The sequence below is a fragment of the Pseudomonas sp. D1-36 genome (assembly GCF_051132205.1).
Taxonomy (GTDB): domain Bacteria; phylum Pseudomonadota; class Gammaproteobacteria; order Pseudomonadales; family Pseudomonadaceae; genus Aquipseudomonas.
In genome coordinates this window covers 707,835-728,546 of the sequence record NZ_CP071674.1, presented here as the reverse complement: position 1 = coordinate 728,546, position 20,712 = coordinate 707,835, and the positions used below count along the sequence as shown (strand labels likewise).

Annotated in this window: 13 protein-coding genes; 12 read left to right on the top strand and 1 reads right to left on the bottom strand. The window is 61.2% G+C overall.

Annotated elements, in window-relative coordinates:
* Nucleotides 1–401 precede the first annotated feature (401 nt).
* From J3P76_RS03140 to accC, 5 genes are all read left to right on the top strand, one after another.
* Nucleotides 402–2,072 carry a diguanylate cyclase gene (locus J3P76_RS03140; protein WP_434607968.1) on the top strand — a complete coding sequence of 557 codons (1,671 nt, stop codon included), beginning with the start codon at nucleotides 402–404 and terminating at the stop codon, nucleotides 2,070–2,072.
* Nucleotides 2,073–3,521: 1,449 nt separating this feature from the next.
* On the top strand, nucleotides 3,522–4,070 hold the full coding sequence (locus tag J3P76_RS03135; RefSeq protein WP_420766319.1) for a methyl-accepting chemotaxis protein: 549 nt from the start codon (nucleotides 3,522–3,524) through the stop codon (nucleotides 4,068–4,070).
* Nucleotides 4,071–4,419: 349 nt separating this feature from the next.
* The gene (aroQ, locus tag J3P76_RS03130) at nucleotides 4,420–4,872 is read left to right on the top strand and encodes a type II 3-dehydroquinate dehydratase (protein ID WP_420766277.1); all 453 of its coding nucleotides are present in this window, start codon (nucleotides 4,420–4,422) and stop codon (nucleotides 4,870–4,872) included.
* A gap of 48 nt (nucleotides 4,873–4,920) precedes the next feature.
* Entirely contained in the window at nucleotides 4,921–5,385 is a 465-nt protein-coding gene (accB, locus tag J3P76_RS03125) for an acetyl-CoA carboxylase biotin carboxyl carrier protein (protein ID WP_434560857.1), read from the top strand.
* 17 nt (nucleotides 5,386–5,402) lie between these two features.
* Nucleotides 5,403–6,758, top strand: a complete 1,356-nt coding sequence (gene accC, locus J3P76_RS03120; protein ID WP_420766275.1) for an acetyl-CoA carboxylase biotin carboxylase subunit — start codon at nucleotides 5,403–5,405, stop codon at nucleotides 6,756–6,758.
* Nucleotides 6,759–6,837: 79 nt separating this feature from the next.
* On the opposite strand, the gene J3P76_RS03115 is transcribed toward accC, so the two are convergent.
* Nucleotides 6,838–10,815: a dermonecrotic toxin domain-containing protein gene (locus tag J3P76_RS03115; protein WP_434701478.1), complete on the bottom strand. Its 3,978-nt coding sequence runs from the start codon at nucleotides 10,813–10,815 to the stop codon at nucleotides 6,838–6,840.
* Between the two features lie 191 nt (nucleotides 10,816–11,006).
* On the opposite strand from J3P76_RS03115, the gene prmA reads away from it, so the two are divergent.
* The 7 genes from prmA to J3P76_RS03080 all read left to right on the top strand — a co-directional run bounded on the left by prmA (nucleotide 11,007) and on the right by J3P76_RS03080 (nucleotide 20,698).
* Entirely contained in the window at nucleotides 11,007–11,885 is an 879-nt protein-coding gene (gene prmA / locus J3P76_RS03110; RefSeq protein ID WP_420766273.1) for a 50S ribosomal protein L11 methyltransferase, read from the top strand.
* A gap of 30 nt (nucleotides 11,886–11,915) precedes the next feature.
* Nucleotides 11,916–13,139, top strand: a complete 1,224-nt coding sequence (locus J3P76_RS03105; RefSeq protein ID WP_434607976.1) for a DUF3426 domain-containing protein — start codon at nucleotides 11,916–11,918, stop codon at nucleotides 13,137–13,139.
* A 184-nt stretch (nucleotides 13,140–13,323) separates the two neighbouring features.
* Nucleotides 13,324–14,331, top strand: a complete 1,008-nt coding sequence (dusB, locus tag J3P76_RS03100) for a tRNA dihydrouridine synthase DusB (RefSeq protein WP_434560863.1) — start codon at nucleotides 13,324–13,326, stop codon at nucleotides 14,329–14,331.
* The gene (gene fis, locus J3P76_RS03095; RefSeq protein WP_007921650.1) at nucleotides 14,328–14,648 is read left to right on the top strand and encodes a DNA-binding transcriptional regulator Fis; all 321 of its coding nucleotides are present in this window, start codon (nucleotides 14,328–14,330) and stop codon (nucleotides 14,646–14,648) included. Before dusB ends, fis begins: the two co-directional genes overlap by 4 nt.
* A gap of 83 nt (nucleotides 14,649–14,731) precedes the next feature.
* Nucleotides 14,732–16,339: a bifunctional phosphoribosylaminoimidazolecarboxamide formyltransferase/IMP cyclohydrolase gene (gene purH / locus J3P76_RS03090; RefSeq protein WP_434675815.1), complete on the top strand. Its 1,608-nt coding sequence runs from the start codon at nucleotides 14,732–14,734 to the stop codon at nucleotides 16,337–16,339.
* A gap of 189 nt (nucleotides 16,340–16,528) precedes the next feature.
* On the top strand, nucleotides 16,529–17,824 hold the full coding sequence (gene purD, locus J3P76_RS03085; RefSeq protein WP_434560865.1) for a phosphoribosylamine--glycine ligase: 1,296 nt from the start codon (nucleotides 16,529–16,531) through the stop codon (nucleotides 17,822–17,824).
* Between the two features lie 99 nt (nucleotides 17,825–17,923).
* Nucleotides 17,924–20,698 (top strand): response regulator, encoded by a 2,775-nt coding sequence (locus J3P76_RS03080; protein ID WP_434607982.1) that lies wholly within the window; start codon nucleotides 17,924–17,926, stop codon nucleotides 20,696–20,698.
* Nucleotides 20,699–20,712 lie beyond the last annotated feature (14 nt).

The following is a 20,712-nucleotide window of genomic DNA, read 5'->3' as shown; positions in this document are numbered from 1 at the left end:
CACTTGAGTTCACGGTTCGACCACAACCTTACATCAACGTGCCTTGGCCGGCATCCGTCGTTGGGCTTATAGGACAATTACCGCCACCAGACCAGGAGCCACCTAAGGGTTTCCCTTAACCCTGCCAGTCATGATTTGGTAGCGAGCTGACTCGATATCAGCGAATCGAATCGTGCTTGCGCACCCAACGAAGCAACTGGACAAACAGTCCAAAAAACCCCCGAAAGCCTCTATTCTCGGCCCCCGGTGCATGACAGGCCGCCAATCGAAGACCGTGCGGTCGAAAACTGAATCGCATCTCTTGGCAGTTTATTGACGTACGACACTCATGTAAGGGAAAAGAGGTGCTAGCATAGAGCCACCAGTCGACCTCAGCATGCCCCCTAACTAGTAGTCAGGATATGACCGAGTCAGAAGACCCCAGCCGTGAGCGCCTCAAGCACCACTTTGCCCAGCGGGTAATTCATCAGGCTCGCCAGATCCTTGAGATATGGCAGCGCCTGCAACGCAGCGAGTGGTCGAGTAACGACCTGTCTGAGCTCAGCGAAGCCAATCTGCGCCTGCTGCGCTTTGCCGAGCGTTTCGAACAGCCCGAGCATTGCCAGCTTGCCCACGGCATCAGCCAGTCGCTGCAAGCGGTGGATGCCAATCGCGGCCGCCTGAGCAGCCAGTTGATCAGCGACATCAACCGTTTGATGCAACGCCTGTCCCGCACCGGCCTGCGCCACGGCGATCAACTCGAGCAGACCTTTCTGCCACCGCTGCGCAAGCCCATCTACGTGATGCTGCAAGACCATGACCGCGCGGAACGGCTGGCCAAGCAGTTGGTATTCTTTGGCCTCAGCGCCCATGCGTTGAACAGTATCGCCGCGTTCCGCTCCGCGATGGTCGAGCGCCTGCCCGCGGCGATCGTCATGGACGTGGATTTCAGCGGCCCTGGCGTGGGCCTGACGTTGGCGGCCCAAGCCCAGGAAGGCCTCGACCAGGCCATCCCGCTGCTCTTTTTCAGCCTGCTTGAAACCGATACGCCCACCCGCCTGGCGGCGGTGCGCGCCGGCGGCCAGGAATTTCTAACCGGCACGCTCGAGGCGTCGAGCCTGCTGGAAAAAATCGAAGTGCTGACCTGCGTCGCCCAGTACGAGCCCTATAAAGTGCTGATCATCGATGACTCCCGCGCCCAGGCCTTGCACACCGAACGGCTGCTGAACAGCGCCGGCATCATCACCCGGACGTTGATCGAGCCGATCCAGGCAATGGCCGAACTGGCGGACTTCCAGCCCGACCTGATCATTCTCGATATGTACATGCCCGCATGCACCGGCACGGAACTGGCCAAGGTAATTCGCCACAACGACCGTTATGTCAGCGTGCCGATCATCTACCTGTCCGCCGAAGACGACCTGGATAAGCAGCTCGACGCCATGAGCGAAGGCGGCGACGACTTCCTGACCAAGCCGATCAAACCCCGGCACCTGATCACCACCGTGCGCAACCGCGCGGCCCGGGCGCGCAATCTCAAGGCGCGAATGGTGCGCGACAGCCTCACCGGCCTCTACAACCACACCCATATCCTGCAATTGCTCGAGGATTGCAGTTTTCGCGCCCGCCGCGAAGGCAAGCCCTTGAGTTTCGCCATGCTGGACATCGATCATTTCAAGCGGGTCAATGACAGCCACGGCCACCCCATGGGGGACCGAGTGATCAAGAGCCTGGCGCTGTTTCTCAAGCAGCGCCTGCGCAAGACCGATTTCATCGGGCGCTATGGCGGCGAAGAGTTCGCTATCGTCATGCCCGACACCGATATTGATGCAGCCTGCCAGGTGCTGGACGAAATCCGCCAACGCTTCGCCGAAATCCATTACCCGGCCCAACCCCAGGACCTGTGGTGCACCTTCAGCGCCGGCGTGGTGGAAATGAGCGAAGCGTCCGACAGCCTGATGATGGCCAGCCAGGCGGACGAAGCGTTGTACCGCGCCAAGCATGCCGGACGCAACCGGGTACAGAGCGCCAGACAATCAAAGCAAAGTGCCACCTTTTCATCGGATTCCACTGATTCGGTCATAAACGTGTAACGCAAACGCAATAACTTCAGGCACTTCGATTCTGCCCCCGGTAGACCCTTGATGCGCCTGAAGCTGCTGACCAATCTCAACACCCTTCTCTTAGTTGCCGTATGCCTTGGCCTTGGCGCGACCCTTTGGTGGTCGCAGATTGCCTTGGAGCGACCCTACCTGTTGATGGAACGCTACCTCGGCCTGTCGCGGCAGTTCCAGAGCGAAGTGGCGCGCAACATCGAGGACTACCTGGCCAGCGGCGACGCCCTGCGCCTCAGCGCGGCCACCCAAGCACTGGAGGGCCTGCAAAAGGAGCTGGACCAGTTCCCACCGGACCTGGCCAAGACCTTGCGCCCAAGCCTGTCCAACCTCGACAACTTCAGCAAGACCGACCTGCTGGCCGCCGGCAAGCTGGCCGGCGACCCACAGGCCCTGTTGTTGCAGGCCGAACGGGAACTGAGCGCCAGTCTCGATCGACTCGCCCAGTACGCAAGTGGCGCCCCGGCCTACTCGCCTCCATTGTTCGCCGCTTCACAGCACCTGGGTCGGTTGTCCCTCACCCGTGACAAATTGGTCAGCAGCGGTCGCAGCGAACTGGCCGCCGATGTCGAGCGGGAACTGGCAGGCATCCGTGTGCAAGCAGAACGCCTCGAGAGCCTGCCTCTGCTGGGCGTAACCGCCAGCAGCGAATCGGGTAGCGATGATTTTGCCGCGCTGATGGGCCTGCAAACCCAGGAAAAAACTGTCAGCGAGGACGCCGGCATCGGTCTCAAGCGTGAGCTCAACAGCCTGCTCGGCCGCTACCCTGCGGAATTGACCCGCACTCGGGAGCTGATCCAAAAGCGCACCGAACTGAGCCGCGCCACCCACCTGAAAATCGCTGATGCACAGACGGCCATCGACACCCTGGAACCGGCGGTACGTGCCCAGCATGGGCAGATTCAGAGGGAGGTTCGCTTGATCCAGGGCGTGATGATCGGCTTGATCCTGCTGATCGCGCTGCTCATCGACACCTTGCAACGACGCCTGGCCCGCACCTTGACGCACCTGGCGCCGGCCTTGTCCACCTGGGCCGAAGGCGACTTCAGCCGGGGCATCCACATGGGCGCCAGCAACCGTGAAATGCAAGACATCGAGGCGTCCCTCAATCGCCTGCGCGCTTATCTGGTGGACCTGGTGGGCACCATTCGGGTGAACGCCGAACAGGTCGCTGGCAGTAGCCGCGCCCTGGCCGAGTTGAGCGGCGAACTGCACAGTGGCGCCGAGGACCAGGCCGGCGACACCGCATTGATCCGTGACTCGCTCGGCGAACTGGAAGCGACCATCCAGCAAGTGGCTGGCGATGCCAGCCAGGCCGCGCAGGCCAGTCGCAGCGCCGGTAACGCCGTGGAACATGGCCAGCAAGTCATCGGTTTGAGTCTCGCCGGCCTCCATGCGTTGGTGGGCGAAGTGCAAGGCAATGCGCAAATGATCGAACAACTGGCCGAGGAGTCGGCAACCATTGGTGGCGTATTGACGGTCATTCGCTCGATTGCCGACCAGACCAACCTGCTTGCCCTCAACGCCGCCATCGAAGCCGCCCGCGCCGGGGAAATGGGCCGGGGCTTTGCGGTGGTGGCTGAAGAAGTCCGTTCCCTGGCCCAACGCACCGCTGGCGCCACCTCGGAAATCCAGGCGCTGATCGCCCGCTTGCAACTGGCCGCGCGCCAATCAGTGGATGGCATGCGCGCCCAGGTTGAACACGCCGAGGCCACCGCCAGCCAGGCCCAGGCGGCTGACGGCGCCTTGGATGAAATCGTCGCAGCCATCCAGACCATCGCCGATACCGCCGTGCGAATCGCCGATGTCACGGCTCAGCAAAGCGGCGCTGTCAGCGAAATCCGCGACCACAGCGAGCGCATTCACCAACTGGGCGGGGATAACCTGCTGCGCATCGGCCAGGGTCGCGAGCAAGGCGACAACCTCCTGGTGCTCGGCGGGCGGTTGCACACCGCAGTCCAGGCATTTCGGGTATGACCTCAGCAAACACTACAAACCCATTGTGGGAGCGAGCCTGCTCGCAATAGCGGTGGCTCAGTTTGCATGGGTATTGAATGTGCCGGCGTCATCGCGAGCAGGCTCGCTCCCACATTTATTGGGTATGGCCCAAGGAAGATGCTCACCGCACATCCCCCTGTGGGAGCGAGCCTGCTCGCGATAGCGGTGGGTCAGTTCAACCGAATGACCGGATGATAAAGCTCAGTCACAAACTTCGCGTAAACATCGGTCAACGTGCTGGCTATTGCCGAGAACTGGACAGTCATAAAGGCTTTGCGGCATAGTCTCCGGGTTCTGACACCTGCTCACAGATAACAAGGAACAGCAGATGGCGACCCTATTGGTCCTGCACGGACCCAACCTGAACCTGCTTGGCACCCGTGAACCGGGCGTTTATGGCGCCGTGACGCTGGCCCAGATCAACCAGGACCTGGAACAGCGGGCCCGGGACGCCGGCCATCATTTGCTTTATCTGCAAAGCAATGCCGAATACGAGTTGATCGACCGCATCCATGCCGCGCGTGGCGAAGGCGTGGACTTCATTTTGATCAATCCAGCAGCTTTTACACATACAAGCGTCGCATTACGTGACGCGCTGCTGGCGGTGAGCATCCCATTCATCGAAGTGCATTTGTCCAACGTGCACAAACGCGAACCTTTCCGCCATCACTCCTACTTCTCCGATGTAGCGGTGGGAGTGATCTGCGGCCTTGGCGCCAGCGGTTACCGACTGGCCCTGGAGGCCGCCCTAGAGCAGCTTGAAAAACAGGCAACAGCTTGAACAACAAGCGTTAAACGCCCCTGACCGACCCTTGGGAGTTGATGATTCATGGATATCCGTAAAGTTAAGAAACTGATCGAGTTGCTGGAAGAGTCCGGCATCGACGAGCTCGAGATCAAGGAAGGCGAAGAGTCCGTACGCATCAGCCGTCACAGCAAGACCCCGGCCCAGCAGTTCTACGCACCTGCACCGATGCAGGCTCCAGCCGCTGCGCCTGCTCCCGCAGCAGCTCCGGCCGCCGCCGCAGCGCCAGCCGCACCTGCCGCGCCAGCGCTGAACGGCACCGTTGCCCGCTCGCCAATGGTGGGCACGTTCTATCGCAAGTCTTCCCCAACCTCGCCTTCCTTCGTTGAAGTTGGCCAGACCGTGAAGAAAGGCGACACCCTGTGCATCGTCGAAGCCATGAAGATGATGAACCACATCGAAGCTGAAACCAGCGGTGTGATCGAAGCCATCCTCGTTGAAGACGGCCAGCCGGTTGAGTACGACCAACCGCTGTTCACCATCGTTTGAACCGCGGAGAGCCTTTGATGACTGCGAAGTTGGAAAAAGTTCTGATCGCTAACCGCGGTGAGATCGCCCTGCGGATTCTGCGTGCCTGCAAAGAGATGGGCATCAAGACCGTCGCCGTTTACTCCAAGGCCGACAAAGAACTGATGCACCTGGGCCTGGCGGACGAATCCGTCTGCATCGGTCCCGCGTCGGCTGCGCACTCTTACCTGCACATCCCGGCGATTATCGCCGCCGCCGAAGTGACCGGCGCCACCGCCATTCACCCTGGCTACGGCTTCCTGGCGGAAAACGCCGACTTCGCCGAACAGGTCGAAAACTCCGGTTTTGCCTTCATCGGCCCGAAAGCCGAGACCATCCGCCTGATGGGCGACAAGGTTTCCGCCAAGCACGCCATGATCGCCGCAGGCGTACCCACCGTTCCGGGTTCCGACGGCCCGCTGCCTGAAGACGAAGAAACCGCTTTGCGCATCGGCCGCGAAGTCGGCTACCCGGTGATCATCAAAGCCGCCGGCGGCGGCGGTGGTCGCGGCATGCGCGTGGTTCACAAGGAAGAAGACCTGATTTCCTCGGCAAAACTGACCCGCTCCGAAGCAGGCGCGGCGTTCGGCAACCCGATGGTCTATCTGGAAAAATTCCTGACCAACCCACGCCACGTCGAAGTGCAAGTTCTGTCCGACGGCCAGGGCCAGGCCATCCATCTGGGCGACCGCGATTGCTCGCTGCAGCGTCGTCACCAGAAGGTCCTCGAAGAGGCACCGGCACCGGGCATCGACGAGCAAGCTCGCCAGGAAGTCCTGGCTCGCTGCGTCAAGGCTTGCATCGACATCGGCTACCGTGGCGCCGGCACCTTCGAGTTCCTGTACGAAAACGGTCGTTTCTACTTCATCGAAATGAACACCCGTGTTCAGGTGGAGCACCCGGTTTCGGAGATGGTCACCGGTATCGACATCGTCAAGGAGATGCTCAGCATCGCCGCCGGCAACAAGCTGTCGTTCACTCAAGATGACGTCGTTATTCGCGGCCACTCGCTGGAGTGCCGGATCAACGCTGAAGATCCGAAGACCTTCATGCCGAGCCCAGGCACGGTCAAGCATTTCCACGCGCCAGGTGGCAACGGCGTTCGCGTCGATTCGCACCTGTACAGCGGTTATGCGGTTCCGCCGAACTACGACTCGCTGATCGGCAAGCTGATCACCTACGGGGCGACCCGTGAAGAAGCCATGGCGCGCATGCGCAATGCGCTGGATGAAATCGTGGTGGACGGGATCAAGACCAACATCCCGCTGCACCGCGATCTCGTCCGCGACGAGGGTTTCTGTGAGGGTGGCGTCAACATTCATTACCTGGAACACAAGCTGGGCAACCAGCACTGATGCTCCAAGGGATGTGAAAAGACCCCGGTCCGTTTGGCCCGGGGTCTTTTTTTGCCCATCGTCGGGCTAGAAGACCCACTCAGTTCAGGCTCACCATCGAGAACCTGTTCATCGCAAGTTGCGCCGTTGTCGCTGGCCTGCCCTGGCGGGTGCGGACGGCACCGTTGGCGTTTGCCATCAAAGGTTCGCTGCGCGTGCGCGTCATGAATCTACGCGCACGTATCGATACCGGATCGGTACTGTACTTGGCCCGAGACAGCACTGGGGCGTAATAACGCTCGACTTGGGTCTGCGACATCTTGAAGACCGAAGTGATGCCGCTCTTGAGGTTCAGCGATACACCATAGGTATTACCGAAGCAGGAAGAATACGACCAGAAGTCCCAGGTTGGCTCAAGGCCTTTGCGCCGCATCACGGTCCTGACCGGCTCGCCAATGTCCAGACCCGTCAACCAGTCCCCACCTACAAGCGTGACGCGGATATCCTTTGCGGATCCGCCAAGGCGCCGCAACAGAGCCTCGACACCTTCCTCTATGAGCCTGCCAATATTGTGATCGAAATGAATGACCGCCCCCACTCGGGTAACGGGGTTATATAACGAAGCGATCACGCATGTCTGGGCGTTGAGCGAGAACAGATACCCGTCAGCCGTCGCCTCATTGAAGCGTGCTACTACGGCCTCGCCCTGCAACGCGCCTCTTGTCACGTCAGGATCGACGCGCCCCGGGAACGCCTCCCGTAGATCGTCGACTCGCCCCAGGTTACGCACGCCATCATTACCCCCTCTCAAGCCAACGCTGTTATGCGTCCACTTGCCATTCGTCATCCTGCGTATGGGCATGTTGTATAGCGCGCCGGGACGACTGGCATCCACCAGGCATAGACCGCCAAAGTAAGCGTCCTCCTTTACCTGGAAGTACCGGCCCCGGCTGCGTATGTAATAGGTACTTCGTGGCTGCGATGCGCTGGGCGGACTGCGGTAGGTGCCGTAGAAAATCCCCTCCTCGCTCACCCATTGCAGATGTTCAGGGGTTGCCTCGACCGCCTGCCTTGGCTTCAAACGGATGGGCTGGACCAGCGGCCCGGTATCCTTGTTCACAGCGGATACCGCAGCGCCTTTAAGGCGTTGCGCCGACAACGACAACGGCTTGGCCGCACGCTTGAGACTCATCACCGAACGGCGCAGCAATGCAGCCATGCCGGTCACCCCTGGCACCGCCAGCAGCGCGCCCCAGGAAACCTCCAGCCAATGCTCGAGAGCCTCCTGGGTATCGCCCTGCCTATGCGCCTCGATTGCCTGCTTGGAGCTGAGGCCGATAAATACGATATCCAACAGCAGGGCAAACGGCGGGAAGACCATGCAGACCGGCGCAGCCGCAAAGAGCAGCCCTTTCTGAATCTGCTGCGTGATGGCCTCTGCACGACGGGTGGTGACATCTTCCACGTCGGCGATAGCCCGCTCGATACAGGCATCGAACTCAGCGTCGATATCGACCACCCGGCTGAATTCACGCAGGGTATCGACGCGCGTGGTACCTGCCCCCAATGCCCGCAACGATTGTTCGACGGAACCGCGCGCGATCAATGCCACCCGCTCCACGACATAATCGTGCAGTTGCGCCGCGGTGCGCCCGGTAAAGGCCAGATAGTTGCGAAACCGGATGCCGTCCGGGGCATCGGGCGTGTACAGCCAGTAGGAGCCCTTCGGTTCGAAGTAGGCGAAAACGTAGACGCCCAACACGACATGTCCGTTGACCGTAAACTTGAACACACCCTCACGCGTGACCGCCGTCGCTGGATAGATGGGGCCGCCAGCCGGTCTCCTGTCGCTCAGCAACGTGACTTGCCGCGTGAGCCAGTTGAACGCGTCGGTGCTCAACACTGACCGGCCATACGCGATACGTAGGTCGCGATCCATCTTCGCCAGCAGCATGTAGCGACAGGCATCGCGACGCTTCTGGTATTGCGCGTCATTGGCATCGAGAAACCTGGCACGGATTTCCTTGGCGTATTTTTCGCCCAGGTAGGCCCCACGAACATAAAGCGCCAGGTCGGCGCTGCGGACCTGGCCCAAATCCTGTCCAACGGACGAGCGCACACCTTGTTTCGGGTTGTCTATCCCAGCGTTGTCGTCGTACCCATAAATCGCGAGTTCCAGCAGGCTGGTTACCCTCCTGTCACTTCCCAGACCCGGGAAGTAGTCGATAAGAACCGTTTCCGGATCCACCGGTTCTCGTACGCCCTTGCTGCGCATATACGGAGCAATCGCTTGCGTGACGGTACGCTTGGCAAAGTCGACAAAAAGTTCATAACCCGCCAACTGCTCATCGAAGACCTGCTGATGGACCAGGGACTCTTGCTTCAAGCCACTGATGCTTCGCCGCGATTCAAGTGGCAAGGCCGAGTACCAGCGAGGCGAGTCGTGCCATTCCACCTGCTGCAGATTGTGGTTCAGCCCTGTCAGGACAGCCTGCTCAAGACAATGCCTGAGCCCTTTTTGCGTCCCTCTGGGGTCCCTGCTCAAATCCCACGTGGTCGGCTTTTGCCTCACGCCGACAAAATATCCCCGAGCGCTGTCACGTTCAACCGGGGAGATCTGCTGCAACAGGTATTCACGACCCGTTTCGCTCGCAATCCAGCTACCGATCTCGGCGCTCACGGCCCGAAGCGAAGGCAGGGCGATCCACTCCTGCCCATCGGGCTTACCAGGGGCATACAGCAGGGGGGCGCTGACTTGTCCCTGTGCATCATCGTGGTAGAACAGCAGCAGATCGGCGCATCGGAACGAATTGGGCAGTTCGACATTGGTAACCTGCAATCCACCCACGCCTTGTCCAGCAAATGAGCTGTTCAGCAAGGTGTAGAGCTCGTCGTGGCTGGACACCGTGACTAGGCCCGCGCACCGCGCGACAAATGCGCTGTGTCGCAATCGCGCCATGAACCAATCGAGCAGGGCGTCCTTGAGGTCCGCGCGGTTGTACCGACTCGACAATGCAGAAAAGTAACCGGCAGGTGCGTCCAGGCTCGACAACATCTGCCCCACGAATGCCGAGGCAAGGGGCTCGTTGCGCAGCATGCCGCCATTCTCCACCAGGCGCACCGTCACCGCATCGGGCCTGACCGGCCCCGCCGCCACCAGTTCACTCAGGTTATAGGTTCGCACAGGCTGGCCAATGACCGCTCGCCACTGCAGCTGCACGCGAACCCTGTCAGGTTCGACTTCCATGTCCAGCTCGCGCCTGATGTAGCCTTGGGCCTGGCGCCGAGCGAACGCTTCCAGGGAGCCCAAGCCGTCGAGCAATTCATCGACCATTGCCTGGGTTTGCCCAGCATGTTCGCTCAACGCCTCCAACCGTTTACGGTCGGCTGCACCCAACCCCCGTAGCCAATCAGGCAATTGCGCACGCATTATCGCTTCCAATGCCCGTCGCTCCCGAGGGGTCGCCAGCGCATTCGCTTTCCCCATGTGGCGCCAGGATTGTTGCAGCTCCTCTATCCTTGCGCGCAGTTGCTCGACATCCAACCCAACCAACCTTTGCGGTTGAAGGATGGCGTCGATTGCCGCCACATGCTCGTTGAGTTTTTCCTGGACGATGCTTTCGAGCGCAGCATCGTGTCCGGCCATTTTCCAATGGCGCCGAAGATAGTCCTCGTAATGGTTGAGGATGGTCGAAGCGGTCCCTTCGAGGACCTGCTCGAGGATATCCCGACGTTCAGCCGAGAACCCCAGGTCAGCCCCCCCTTCCCAGCGATAAGGCGCATCCTGATGCTCGTCATAAACCGCGGGCGACGGGTCGATCTTGCGTTGCAACACCGCGTCGAGCAGCGTGCCAATGAAGTCTGAATCGATGTTGCCATGACGATAATGGGTACGCAGCCCGACCAGCAGATAAACTTCCAGCTCCTCCAGAAAAGTATTCTGGGCCTGCATCTTTGCCTCGATAACAGTCTGCCAGCCCGTCAGCTTTTCCAGAATCGCCTGGGCAGATGCCTCTTTCCGGTCAGATAACGACGTCGCGCCATCCCTGTCTTGTTGCCACTCGGCCATGTCGTCCATGCACATCCTTCCCTGTTGTGTGGATGCGCACCTTATCCGCCCTGCGGCAGGCCAATGTCATACATATATATATCGAAACACCAACCGGGCCAGTCCAGGCCTCGCTTATCCACTTTGGGAGCGACCTGGCGTACACTGCGCGCCTTTGCAGCCTCCTGCTGCCCCCTATCGATTTTTCAAAGGTGCCCGCCATGCCTTGGCTGCAAGTACGCCTGGCCATCAGCCCGGAACAAGCCGAAACCTACGAAGACGCCTTTCTTGAAGTAGGTGCCGTATCGGTGACTTTCATGGACGCCGAAGACCAGCCGATCTTCGAGCCTGAGCTCAACACCACCCCGCTGTGGTCCCACACCCACCTGCTGGCGCTGTTCGAAGGCGGCACCGAGGCGGCCAGCGTGCTCGCCCATTTGGAGCTGCTGACCGGCGGCCCGTTGCCCGAACATCACAGCGAAGTGATTGAAGACCAGGATTGGGAACGCAGTTGGATGGACAACTTCCAACCCATGCGTTTCGGCCAGCGCCTGTGGATCGTGCCGAGCTGGCATGCAGCGCCGGAACCGGACGCGGTGAACCTGCTGCTGGACCCGGGCCTGGCCTTCGGTACTGGCACTCATCCCACCACCGCGCTGTGCCTGGAATGGCTCGACGGCCAGGACCTGGACGGCTGCAATGTGCTTGACTTCGGCTGCGGCTCGGGGATCCTGGCCATCGCCGCCCTGCTGCTGGGTGCCAAGGAAGCGGTCGGCACCGACATCGATGTCCAGGCCCTGGAAGCCTCCCGCGACAACGCCGGGCGCAACAACATCGACGAAGCGCTGTTCCCGCTGTACTTGCCCGAGGATCTGCCGAAGGTACAGGCCGACGTGCTGGTGGCGAACATTCTTGCCGGCCCGCTGGTGTCCCTGGCGCCGCAATTGTCGAGCCTGGTCAAACCGGGCGGACGCCTGGCATTGTCGGGCATCCTCGCCGAACAGGGTGAAGAAGTCGCTGCCGCTTATGCCGCGGATTTCAACCTGGACCCGATCGCCAATCGCGATGGCTGGGTGCGCATCACTGGACGTCGGCGCTAGAATGACCGCCTGTATCGACCGGATTGCCGCATGACCGACAGCTTCGTCACTCAGTGCCCGCATTGCCACACCAGTTTTCGCGTCAGCCATGCTCAATTGAGCGTCGCACGCGGGGTGGTTCGTTGCGGCTCGTGCCTGCAAGTGTTCAATGCCGCGAAGCAATTGCTGGAGCAACGCGCCACCAAGGACGTCGCTACTGCTCCAGCTTCCCCGGCAAAACCCGTGGTCGAAGCGCCACGGGCGATCAGCCAGAAACAATGGACTGCCGCCGAACTGGATCTCGATGACCTGGACAAGGAACTGGCTCGTCTGGAACGGCGCGACAAACGCGCACCCGACACCTTCGGACGGCGCCGCGAAGACAACCTGAGCGCACTGCGCGAGCATCCTTCGAGCGACCAGGAGCCCTGGGCTGACAGCCTGTACAGCGAATCCACCGCCGAGCGCGCCGAGACCGCCATCCAGCCCCCTCTCGAACCGTTCGAGCCCCATGAACCGGCCCGCCCGCCGCGAACCGAGCCATCCTTGTCCCTGGCCCTCGAGCCGCTGGAACCGGACGATGAGCCCGTCGCCCCGCTGAGCCTGGCGCCGGACGAGGAGACCGACGAGCACCTGGAGCGACTGTCCGCCACGGACGACCTGGACGACGAGCCGGAGCCGCTGGCGACACCGCGCAAGAAACGTGATCGCCAGGAGCCCGGCATACGCGCCGAAGCCCTCCAGGACCTGGACGACGACCCGCTGCAACTGGATTGGCGCAAACGCCGCTCGCCCTGGGGCCGGCGCTTGCTTTGGGGTTTGCTGGTGCTGCTCGCCGCCGCCGCCCTGGGCGGTCAGTACATCGCCTATCACTTCGAGGAATTGGCTCGCCAGGACCAGTACCGCCCGTGGTTCCTGCAAATCTGCCCGGCCATCGGCTGCGACGTCCCCTCCAAGGTCGACATCGCCAAGATCAAGAGCAGCAACCTGGTGGTGCGCAGCCATCCAGAGTTCAGCGCAGCCCTGGTGGTGGATGCGATCATCTACAACCGCGCGCCCTTCTCCCAGCCCTTCCCACTGCTGGAGCTGCGCTTTGCCGACCTCAACGGCCACCTGATCGCCAGTCGCCGTTTCAAGCCGGGTGAGTATTTGGGCGGCGATCTCGAAGGCCGGGGGGAAATGCCGCCGCAGACGCCGATCCATATCGCCCTGGACATCCTCGATCCGGGACCGAAGGCGGTGAACTACAGCCTGAGCTTCCATTCGCCCGAATGAAGGCTGCAGGGTCGATCGATTGACGACGGCATTCTGACTCGCCCGACCCAAACCAAACCGCTGGCGATAACGGAATAGCTGTTCAGATTTTATCCAATTCGACCTTTATCCAGTCATCGAGAGCGGGTATCATGCCAACCCTTTTTCGAAGTCTCATGATCCGGCCCCACTTCAGGGAACTCCTATGTCGGCGGTACGCATCGGCCCATATACATTGCAGAACGGTCTGGTCCTGGCCCCTATGGCGGGCGTCACCGACCAGCCCTTCCGTCAGTTGTGCAAACGATTGGGCGCAGGACTCGTGGTTTCGGAAATGGTCACCAGCGACATGAGTTTGTGGAACACCCGCAAATCGCGCCTGCGCATGATCCACGAAGGTGATCCCGAGCCGCGCTCGGTACAGATCGCCGGTGGTGATGCACAGATGTTGGCGGAAGCGGCCCGAGCCAACGTAGAGCTGGGGGCGCAGATTATCGACATCAACATGGGCTGCCCGGCGAAGAAGGTCTGCAACAAGGCCGCAGGCTCGGCACTGTTGAAAGACGAAGCGCTGGTCACCGAGATCCTGCAGGCGGTTGTCGCCGCGGTCGATGTGCCGGTGACCCTGAAGATCCGCACCGGATGGGACCGGGAGAACAAGAACGGCCTGACGGTGGCGAAGATCGCCGAACAGGCAGGTATCACGGCGCTTGCGGTCCATGGCCGCACCCGTGCCGACCTGTACACCGGCGAAGCCGAGTACGACACCATAGCCGCGATCAAGCAGGCGGTGTCCATTCCGGTCTTCGCCAATGGCGATGTCGACTCGCCCGAGAAGGCCCGGTACGTGCTGGACGCGACCGGTGCCGACGGCCTGTTGATCGGCCGGGCCGCCCAGGGGCGGCCATGGATTTTTCGTGAAATCGAACATTACCTGCGCACGGGAGAAAAGCTCGCTGCGCCGCAGTTGTCCGAGGTGGAACGTATTCTGCTAGAGCATCTGGCCGCGCTGCATGCCTTCTACGGAGAAGTCATGGGCGTACGCATCGCTCGCAAGCATGTGGGCTGGTATCTCGCAACCCTGCCGGGCGCCAGGGAGTTTCGCGCCCGTTTCAATCGTTTGGATGGTACGCAAGCACAATGCGCCGACGTTCAGGCGTTTTTCGCCGAACGTTACAAGAGCCTGACAGGGGACGAAGGGGTGGCCGCATGACGATGATGACCGAGACTTTAGTGAGTGGAACAGCACCCGTGAGCGACAACGTGAATTTGAAACAGCACCTCAATACGCCCAGCGAAGAAGGCCAGACCCTTCGCGGGAGCGTCGAGAAGGCGCTGCACAATTATTTCGCCCACCTTGAGGGCGCTGCCGTCACGGATGTGTACAACCTGGTGCTCTCCGAAGTCGAGGCGCCTCTGCTCGAAAGCGTGATGAACTACGTCAAGGGCAACCAGACCAAGGCCAGCGAGCTGCTGGGCTTGAATCGCGGAACCCTGCGCAAGAAACTCAAGCAGTACGATCTACTTTAAGCATTCAATCAAACCAGAAAGGCGCCCGCGTAAAAAACGGTCGCCTTTTTTGCTGACTTCCCTTGCTTTTGATGGAACCTGAAATGACCGACCAGACCACCCGCCTGCCGATCCGCCGCGCCTTGATCAGCGTCTCCGACAAGACCGGGATCCTTGAATTCGCCCGCGAGCTGCAACAGTTGGGCGTCGAGATCCTCTCCACCGGCGGGACCTTCAAGTTGCTGCAGGACAACGGCGTCGCCGCGGTGGAAGTCGCTGACTACACCGGTTTCGCGGAAATGATGGACGGTCGCGTCAAGACCCTGCACCCGAAAATCCACGGCGGGATACTGGGCCGTCGCGGCATCGACGACACCATCATGAACGAACATGGCATCAAGCCGATCGACCTGGTAGCGGTCAACCTCTACCCGTTCGAAGCCACCATCAACAAGCCCGGCTGCGACCTGCCGACCGCCATCGAGAACATCGACATCGGCGGCCCGACCATGGTCCGCTCGGCGGCCAAGAACCATAAAGACGTGGCGATCGTGGTCAACGCCAGCGACTACGCCAGCGTGCTGGAAAATCTCAAGGCCGGTGGCCTGACCTACGCCCAGCGTTTCGACCTGATGCTCAAGGCCTTCGAACACACCGCGGCCTACGACGGCATGATCGCCAACTACATGGGCACCGTGAACCAGGCGGCCGAAACCCTGGGCACCGAAGGCCGCAGCGAATTCCCGCGCACCTTCAACACCCAATTCGTCAAGGCCCAGGAAATGCGCTACGGCGAGAACCCGCACCAGAGCGCGGCGTTCTACGTGGAAGCCAAGCCTGCCGAAGTCGGCATCGCCACCGCCACCCAGTTGCAAGGCAAGGAACTTTCCTTCAACAACGTAGCCGATACCGACGCCGCGCTGGAATGCGTGAAGAGCTTCGTCAAGCCAGCCTGCGTAATCGTCAAGCACGCCAACCCGTGCGGCGTGGCGGTGAGCCCGGACGCCGAGGGCGGCATCCGCCAGGCCTACGAGCTGGCCTACGCCACCGACACCGAGTCGGCCTTTGGCGGCATCATCGCCTTCAACCGTGAACTGGACGCCGAGACCGCCAAGGCCATCGTCGAGCGCCAGTTCGTCGAGGTGATCATTGCCCCCTCCGTCAGCGAAGAAGCCCGCGCTATTGTTGCCGCCAAGGCCAACGTGCGCCTGCTGGCCTGCGGCCAATGGTCGGCCGACCGGGCGCCAGCCTGGGACTACAAGCGCGTCAACGGCGGCCTGCTGGTCCAGAGCCGCGATATCGGCATGATCGGCAGTGAAGACCTGAAGGTCGTGACCCAGCGCGCCCCGAGCGAGCAGGAAATCAACGACCTGATCTTCGCCTGGAAAGTCGCCAAGTACGTCAAATCCAACGCCATCGTCTACGCCAAGAACCGCCAGACCATCGGCGTCGGCGCCGGTCAGATGAGCCGCGTGAACTCGGCTCGCATCGCCGCCATCAAGGCTGAACACGCTGGTTTGCAGGTCCAGGGCGCGGTCATGGCCTCCGATGCGTTCTTCCCGTTCCGTGATGGCATCGACAATGCGGCCAAGGTCGGCATCACCGCGGTGATCCAGCCGGGTGGTTCGATGCGTGATGCAGAAGTGATTGCTGCCGCCGACGAGGCAGGGATTGCAATGGTGTTCACCGGCATGCGCCACTTCCGTCACTAACAAGAGAACGGCCGCACTGAAGTCGGCATCTGCTGCGTTGGAGCCGACCTCGATGATGCTCATTGCCATAAGGCAACTCCGCTCATCAAGGTCGACTCCGCCTTGCATCTACCGACTTCATTGCAGCCTCCTACGGCGTAAAAACGCCTTAGGCTCCAAACCGAATCAGCGTCATCGAGGTTTTTTGAAATGAATGTTTTGATCATTGGCAGCGGTGGCCGTGAACACGCCCTGGCCTGGAAAGTGGCTCAGGATCCGCGCGTGCAGAAGGTCTTTGTCGCTCCGGGCAATGCCGGCACCGCCATCGAAGCCAAGTGCGAGAACGTCGCCATCGACGTGCTGGCCCTGGAGCAACTGGCCGATTTCGCCGAGAAAAATGTCTCGCTGACCATCGTCGGTCCGGAAGTACCACTGGTTGCCGGTGTAGTCGATCTGTTCCGCTCCCGTGGCCTGGACTGCTTCGGCCCGACTGCCGGCGCCGCGCAGCTGGAAGGTTCGAAAGCGTTCACCAAGGATTTCCTGGCGCGCCACAAGATCCCAACTGCCGACTACCAGAACTTCACCGAAATCGAACCGGCATTGGCTTACCTGCGCGAAAAAGGCGCACCGATCGTGATCAAGGCCGATGGCCTGGCCGCTGGTAAAGGCGTGATCGTGGCCATGACCCTGAGCGAGGCCGAAGAAGCCGTACGCGACATGCTCGCTGGCAACGCCTTCGGTGACGCCGGTTCCCGTGTGGTAATCGAAGAATTCCTCGACGGCGAGGAAGCCAGCTTCATCGTCATGGTCGATGGCAAGAACGTCCTGCCCATGGCCACCAGCCAGGACCACAAGCGCGTCGGCGATGGCGACAGCGGCCCGAACACCGGCGGCATGGGTGCCTACTCCCCCGCGCCAGTGGTCACCGCCGACGTTCACCAGCGCGTGATGGACCAGGTCATCTGGCCAACCGTGCGTGGCATGGCCGAGGAAGGCAACGTCTACACCGGTTTCCTCTATGCTGGCCTGATGATCGACAAGGCTGGTAACCCAAAAGTCATCGAATTCAACTGCCGTTTCGGCGATCCTGAGACCCAGCCGGTCATGCTGCGCCTGCAATCGAGCCTGGTGCTGCTGGTCGAGGCCGCTCTGGCCCAAGCGCTGGACAAGGTTGAAGCCCAATGGGATCCACGTCCGAGCGTTGGCATCGTGCTGGCGGCCGGTGGTTACCCGGGCGACTACGCCAAGGGCAGCGCCATCAAGGGCCTGGAAGCCGCCGCCCAGTTGGAAGGTAAGGTTTTCCACGCAGGTACGGCATTGAAGGACGGCCAGGTCGTGACGGCTGGTGGTCGAGTGTTATGCGCCACTGCCATGGGTGCCAGCGTCGACGCCGCTCAGCAGCAAGCCTACAAGCTTGCCGCGCAGATTGATTGGGAAGGCTGTTTCTACCGCAAGGACATTGGCTACCGTGCCATTGCACGCGAGCGTGGCGAAAACCTGGAATAATCCGGTCATTCAGACAGGCAAGGGTCCAGAGCTCTTGCCTGTCTGCTCGGGCGCCGCGCATAGTTATCATCTGGCATCAACCTACGAAGGGATTTCGCCGTGCGCTGGCTCAGGATTGCCATAAGCTTGACCGTTACCCTGCTGACGCTGCTCTGCGTGTTCCCGGCACAGGCTGCGCCCGGCAGCGGCTGGGCGGTATTGCTCGACGAACAGGGCGACCTGAAGCTGAGCGACATCCGCTCTGCCCGCTATACCAACCAGTTCAGCCCCATTGACCTGGATCACCTCAAGGCAGCCGAGCCGGGGGGAGCCCTGTGGCTGCGCTTCCGGCTTTCCCCCGACAGGCATGAACAGATCCTGCGGGTCTTCGCGCCCGATCTGTCGCGCCTGAATCTTTATGTGCTGGATGGCGACACTCTGGTCAGCCAACAAGTCACCGGCAACGCCATGCCGCATACCGAACCTACGGTGCCCAGCAGCGATTTCATGCTGCCCTTGCCGCGCAGCGATAAATCGCTGGACGTCTACCTGAGACTGGCATCGCGCTACGAACTGCGCCCCTATGTCACGTTGCAGCCGGCGGTCCTGGCGGCGGCCAACCAGAACCAGACGCTGGTCTATGGGCTGTTGTTCGGCTGTATCGCCATGCTGATCCTGCACAACCTCACCCGCTACGCTTATACCCGGTCGCGCAGTTGCCTGTGGCTGGCCGCCTGCGAAGGGCTGCTGATGCTCAGCCTGGTACTGCTGCTGAACCTCGCTGGGGCCTGGCTGCCTGACTGGCCGGCGATCCAGACGCCGGGTGCCTATCTGGCCTTGTTGCTGACCGCGCCCTGCGGCTTGATGTTCGCCTATCGTTATTTCGCCCCACTGGGACCGCATCCATTGGACCGGCTGCTGCTGGGCGAAATTGTCTTCATTATGCTCTGCAGCCTGTTGCTGTTATTCGTCAACACGCTGCCCCTCAATATCATGACTTATGCGCTGGTGGCCCTGGCCGGCCTGAGCATGCTGTTCGTCAGCGCCTGGCACTGGCAGAAGGGCTACCGCCCGGCGCGGCTTTTCGTCGCCGCCATGGTGGTGTTCAACCTGGGTACGCTGATCATTCTTCCAGCCCTGCAAGGGCTGACCGAAGTCGCGCCCCAAGGGCTGATCGTCACCTTGCTGGTCATTATCTGCGTCAGCGGCCTGCTGATGAGCGTCGCGTTGGGCGAACGCCAGCGATCGATCAATGAAAACCGTTTCAGCCTGAGCCGCGACCTGGCGGCGAGCAATGCCGAGATCAACGCCAAGGCCGAGTTCCTGGCCAAGATCAGCCACGAGATCCGCACACCGATGAATGGCGTGCTGGGCATGACCGAGCTGTTGCTGGGCACGCCGCTCTCCGTCAAACAGCGCGACTACGTGCAGACGATCCACAGCGCCGGCAATGAACTGCTTACCCTGATCAACGAGATTCTCGACATTTCCCGTCTCGAATCCGGGCAAATCGAGCTGGATGACGTGCAGTTCGATCTCAATGCACTGATCGAGGACTGCCTGAGCATCTTCCGCGCCAAGGCCGAACAGCAGAATGTCGAGCTGATCAGCTTCATCCAGCCCCAAGTGCCTCGGGTCATCAGCGGCGATCCGACGCGGCTGCGTCAGGCGCTGTTGAGCCTGCTGGAAAATGCCTTGAAGAAAACCGATGAAGGCGAGGTCCTGATCGTTGTCGCCCTCGACGAGCGCAGCAGTCAACCGCGCCTGCGAATCGCGGTACAGGACAGCGGCTCGCCCATGGATGCCGAAGAACGCGAAACGCTGATGCATGCCGAGCTGCACAGCAAGAACGTCCTATCGGCCACGCGCCTGGGCGGCAACCTGGGGCTGGTCATCGCTCGCCAGTTGATCATGCTGATGAATGGCGAATTCGGCATCAAGAGTGGCAGCAGCCAAGGCAGCACCTTGTGGCTGACCTTGCCGCTGGACCCAGACCGCCTGGAACATCCGACCGCCGACCTCGATGGCCCGCTACAAGGCGCGCGGGTCTTGGTGGTCGATGACAACGACACCTGCCGCAAGGTGCTCGTGCAGCAATGCAGCGCTTGGGGCCTGAACGTCAGCGCCGTACCGTCGGGCAAGGAAGCCCTCGCGCTGCTGCGCACCAAGGCGCACCTGCGCGACTACTTCGACGTGGTGCTGCTGGACCAGAACATGCCTGGCATGACCGGCATGCAACTGGCCGCCAAGATCAAGGAAGACCCAAGCCTCAACCACGATATCCTGCTGATCATGCTGACCGGCATCAGCAACGCGCCGAGCAAGATCGTGGCGCGCAACAGCGGTGTCAAGCGCATCCTCGCCAAACCCGTGGCAGGTTACACGCTCAAGACCACCCTGGCGGACGAACTGAACCAGCGTAATAAAGGCCAGGCGCCGAATGTCCCGGTCAACGCCGGCCTGCCACTCCCAGTGAAGGTCCCCAGCGATTTCCGCATCCTGGTGGCAGAAGACAACACCATCTCCACCAAGGTCATTCGCGGCATGCTCGGCAAGCTCAATCTGCAACCCGACACCGCCAGCAACGGCGAAGAAGCGCTCAAGGCGATGAAAGAGCAACGCTACGACCTGGTCCTGATGGACTGTGAGATGCCCATTCTCGATGGGTTCTCCGCCACCCAACAGCTACGCGCCTGGGAAGTCGGAAACCAGCGCACCCGCACGCCAGTGGTGGCGCTCACCGCGCATATCCTCGCCGAACACAAGGAGCGCGCTCGCCAGGCGGGCATGGACGGGCACATGGCCAAGCCGGTGGAACTGTCGCAGTTGCGTGAGCTGATCGAACACTGGGTGGCCCAGCGCGATCAGCAAAACAATACAGCGCATACGTCCTGAGCCGACAGGCGCCA

Coding starts and splice junctions, on each gene's coding strand:
- aroQ (WP_420766277.1), top strand. CDS start 4,420: ATGGCGACCCTATTGGTCCTGCACGGACCCAACCTGAACCTGCTTGGC.
- purH (WP_434675815.1), top strand. CDS start 14,732: ATGACCGACCAGACCACCCGCCTGCCGATCCGCCGCGCCTTGATCAGC.
- purD (WP_434560865.1), top strand. CDS start 16,529: ATGAATGTTTTGATCATTGGCAGCGGTGGCCGTGAACACGCCCTGGCC.
- fis (WP_007921650.1), top strand. CDS start 14,328: ATGACGATGATGACCGAGACTTTAGTGAGTGGAACAGCACCCGTGAGC.
- prmA (WP_420766273.1), top strand. CDS start 11,007: ATGCCTTGGCTGCAAGTACGCCTGGCCATCAGCCCGGAACAAGCCGAA.
- accB (WP_434560857.1), top strand. CDS start 4,921: ATGGATATCCGTAAAGTTAAGAAACTGATCGAGTTGCTGGAAGAGTCC.
- J3P76_RS03135 (WP_420766319.1), top strand. CDS start 3,522: ATGATCGAACAACTGGCCGAGGAGTCGGCAACCATTGGTGGCGTATTG.
- J3P76_RS03140 (WP_434607968.1), top strand. CDS start 402: ATGACCGAGTCAGAAGACCCCAGCCGTGAGCGCCTCAAGCACCACTTT.
- J3P76_RS03105 (WP_434607976.1), top strand. CDS start 11,916: ATGACCGACAGCTTCGTCACTCAGTGCCCGCATTGCCACACCAGTTTT.
- J3P76_RS03115 (WP_434701478.1), bottom strand. CDS start 10,815: ATGGACGACATGGCCGAGTGGCAACAAGACAGGGATGGCGCGACGTCG.
- dusB (WP_434560863.1), top strand. CDS start 13,324: ATGTCGGCGGTACGCATCGGCCCATATACATTGCAGAACGGTCTGGTC.
- accC (WP_420766275.1), top strand. CDS start 5,403: ATGACTGCGAAGTTGGAAAAAGTTCTGATCGCTAACCGCGGTGAGATC.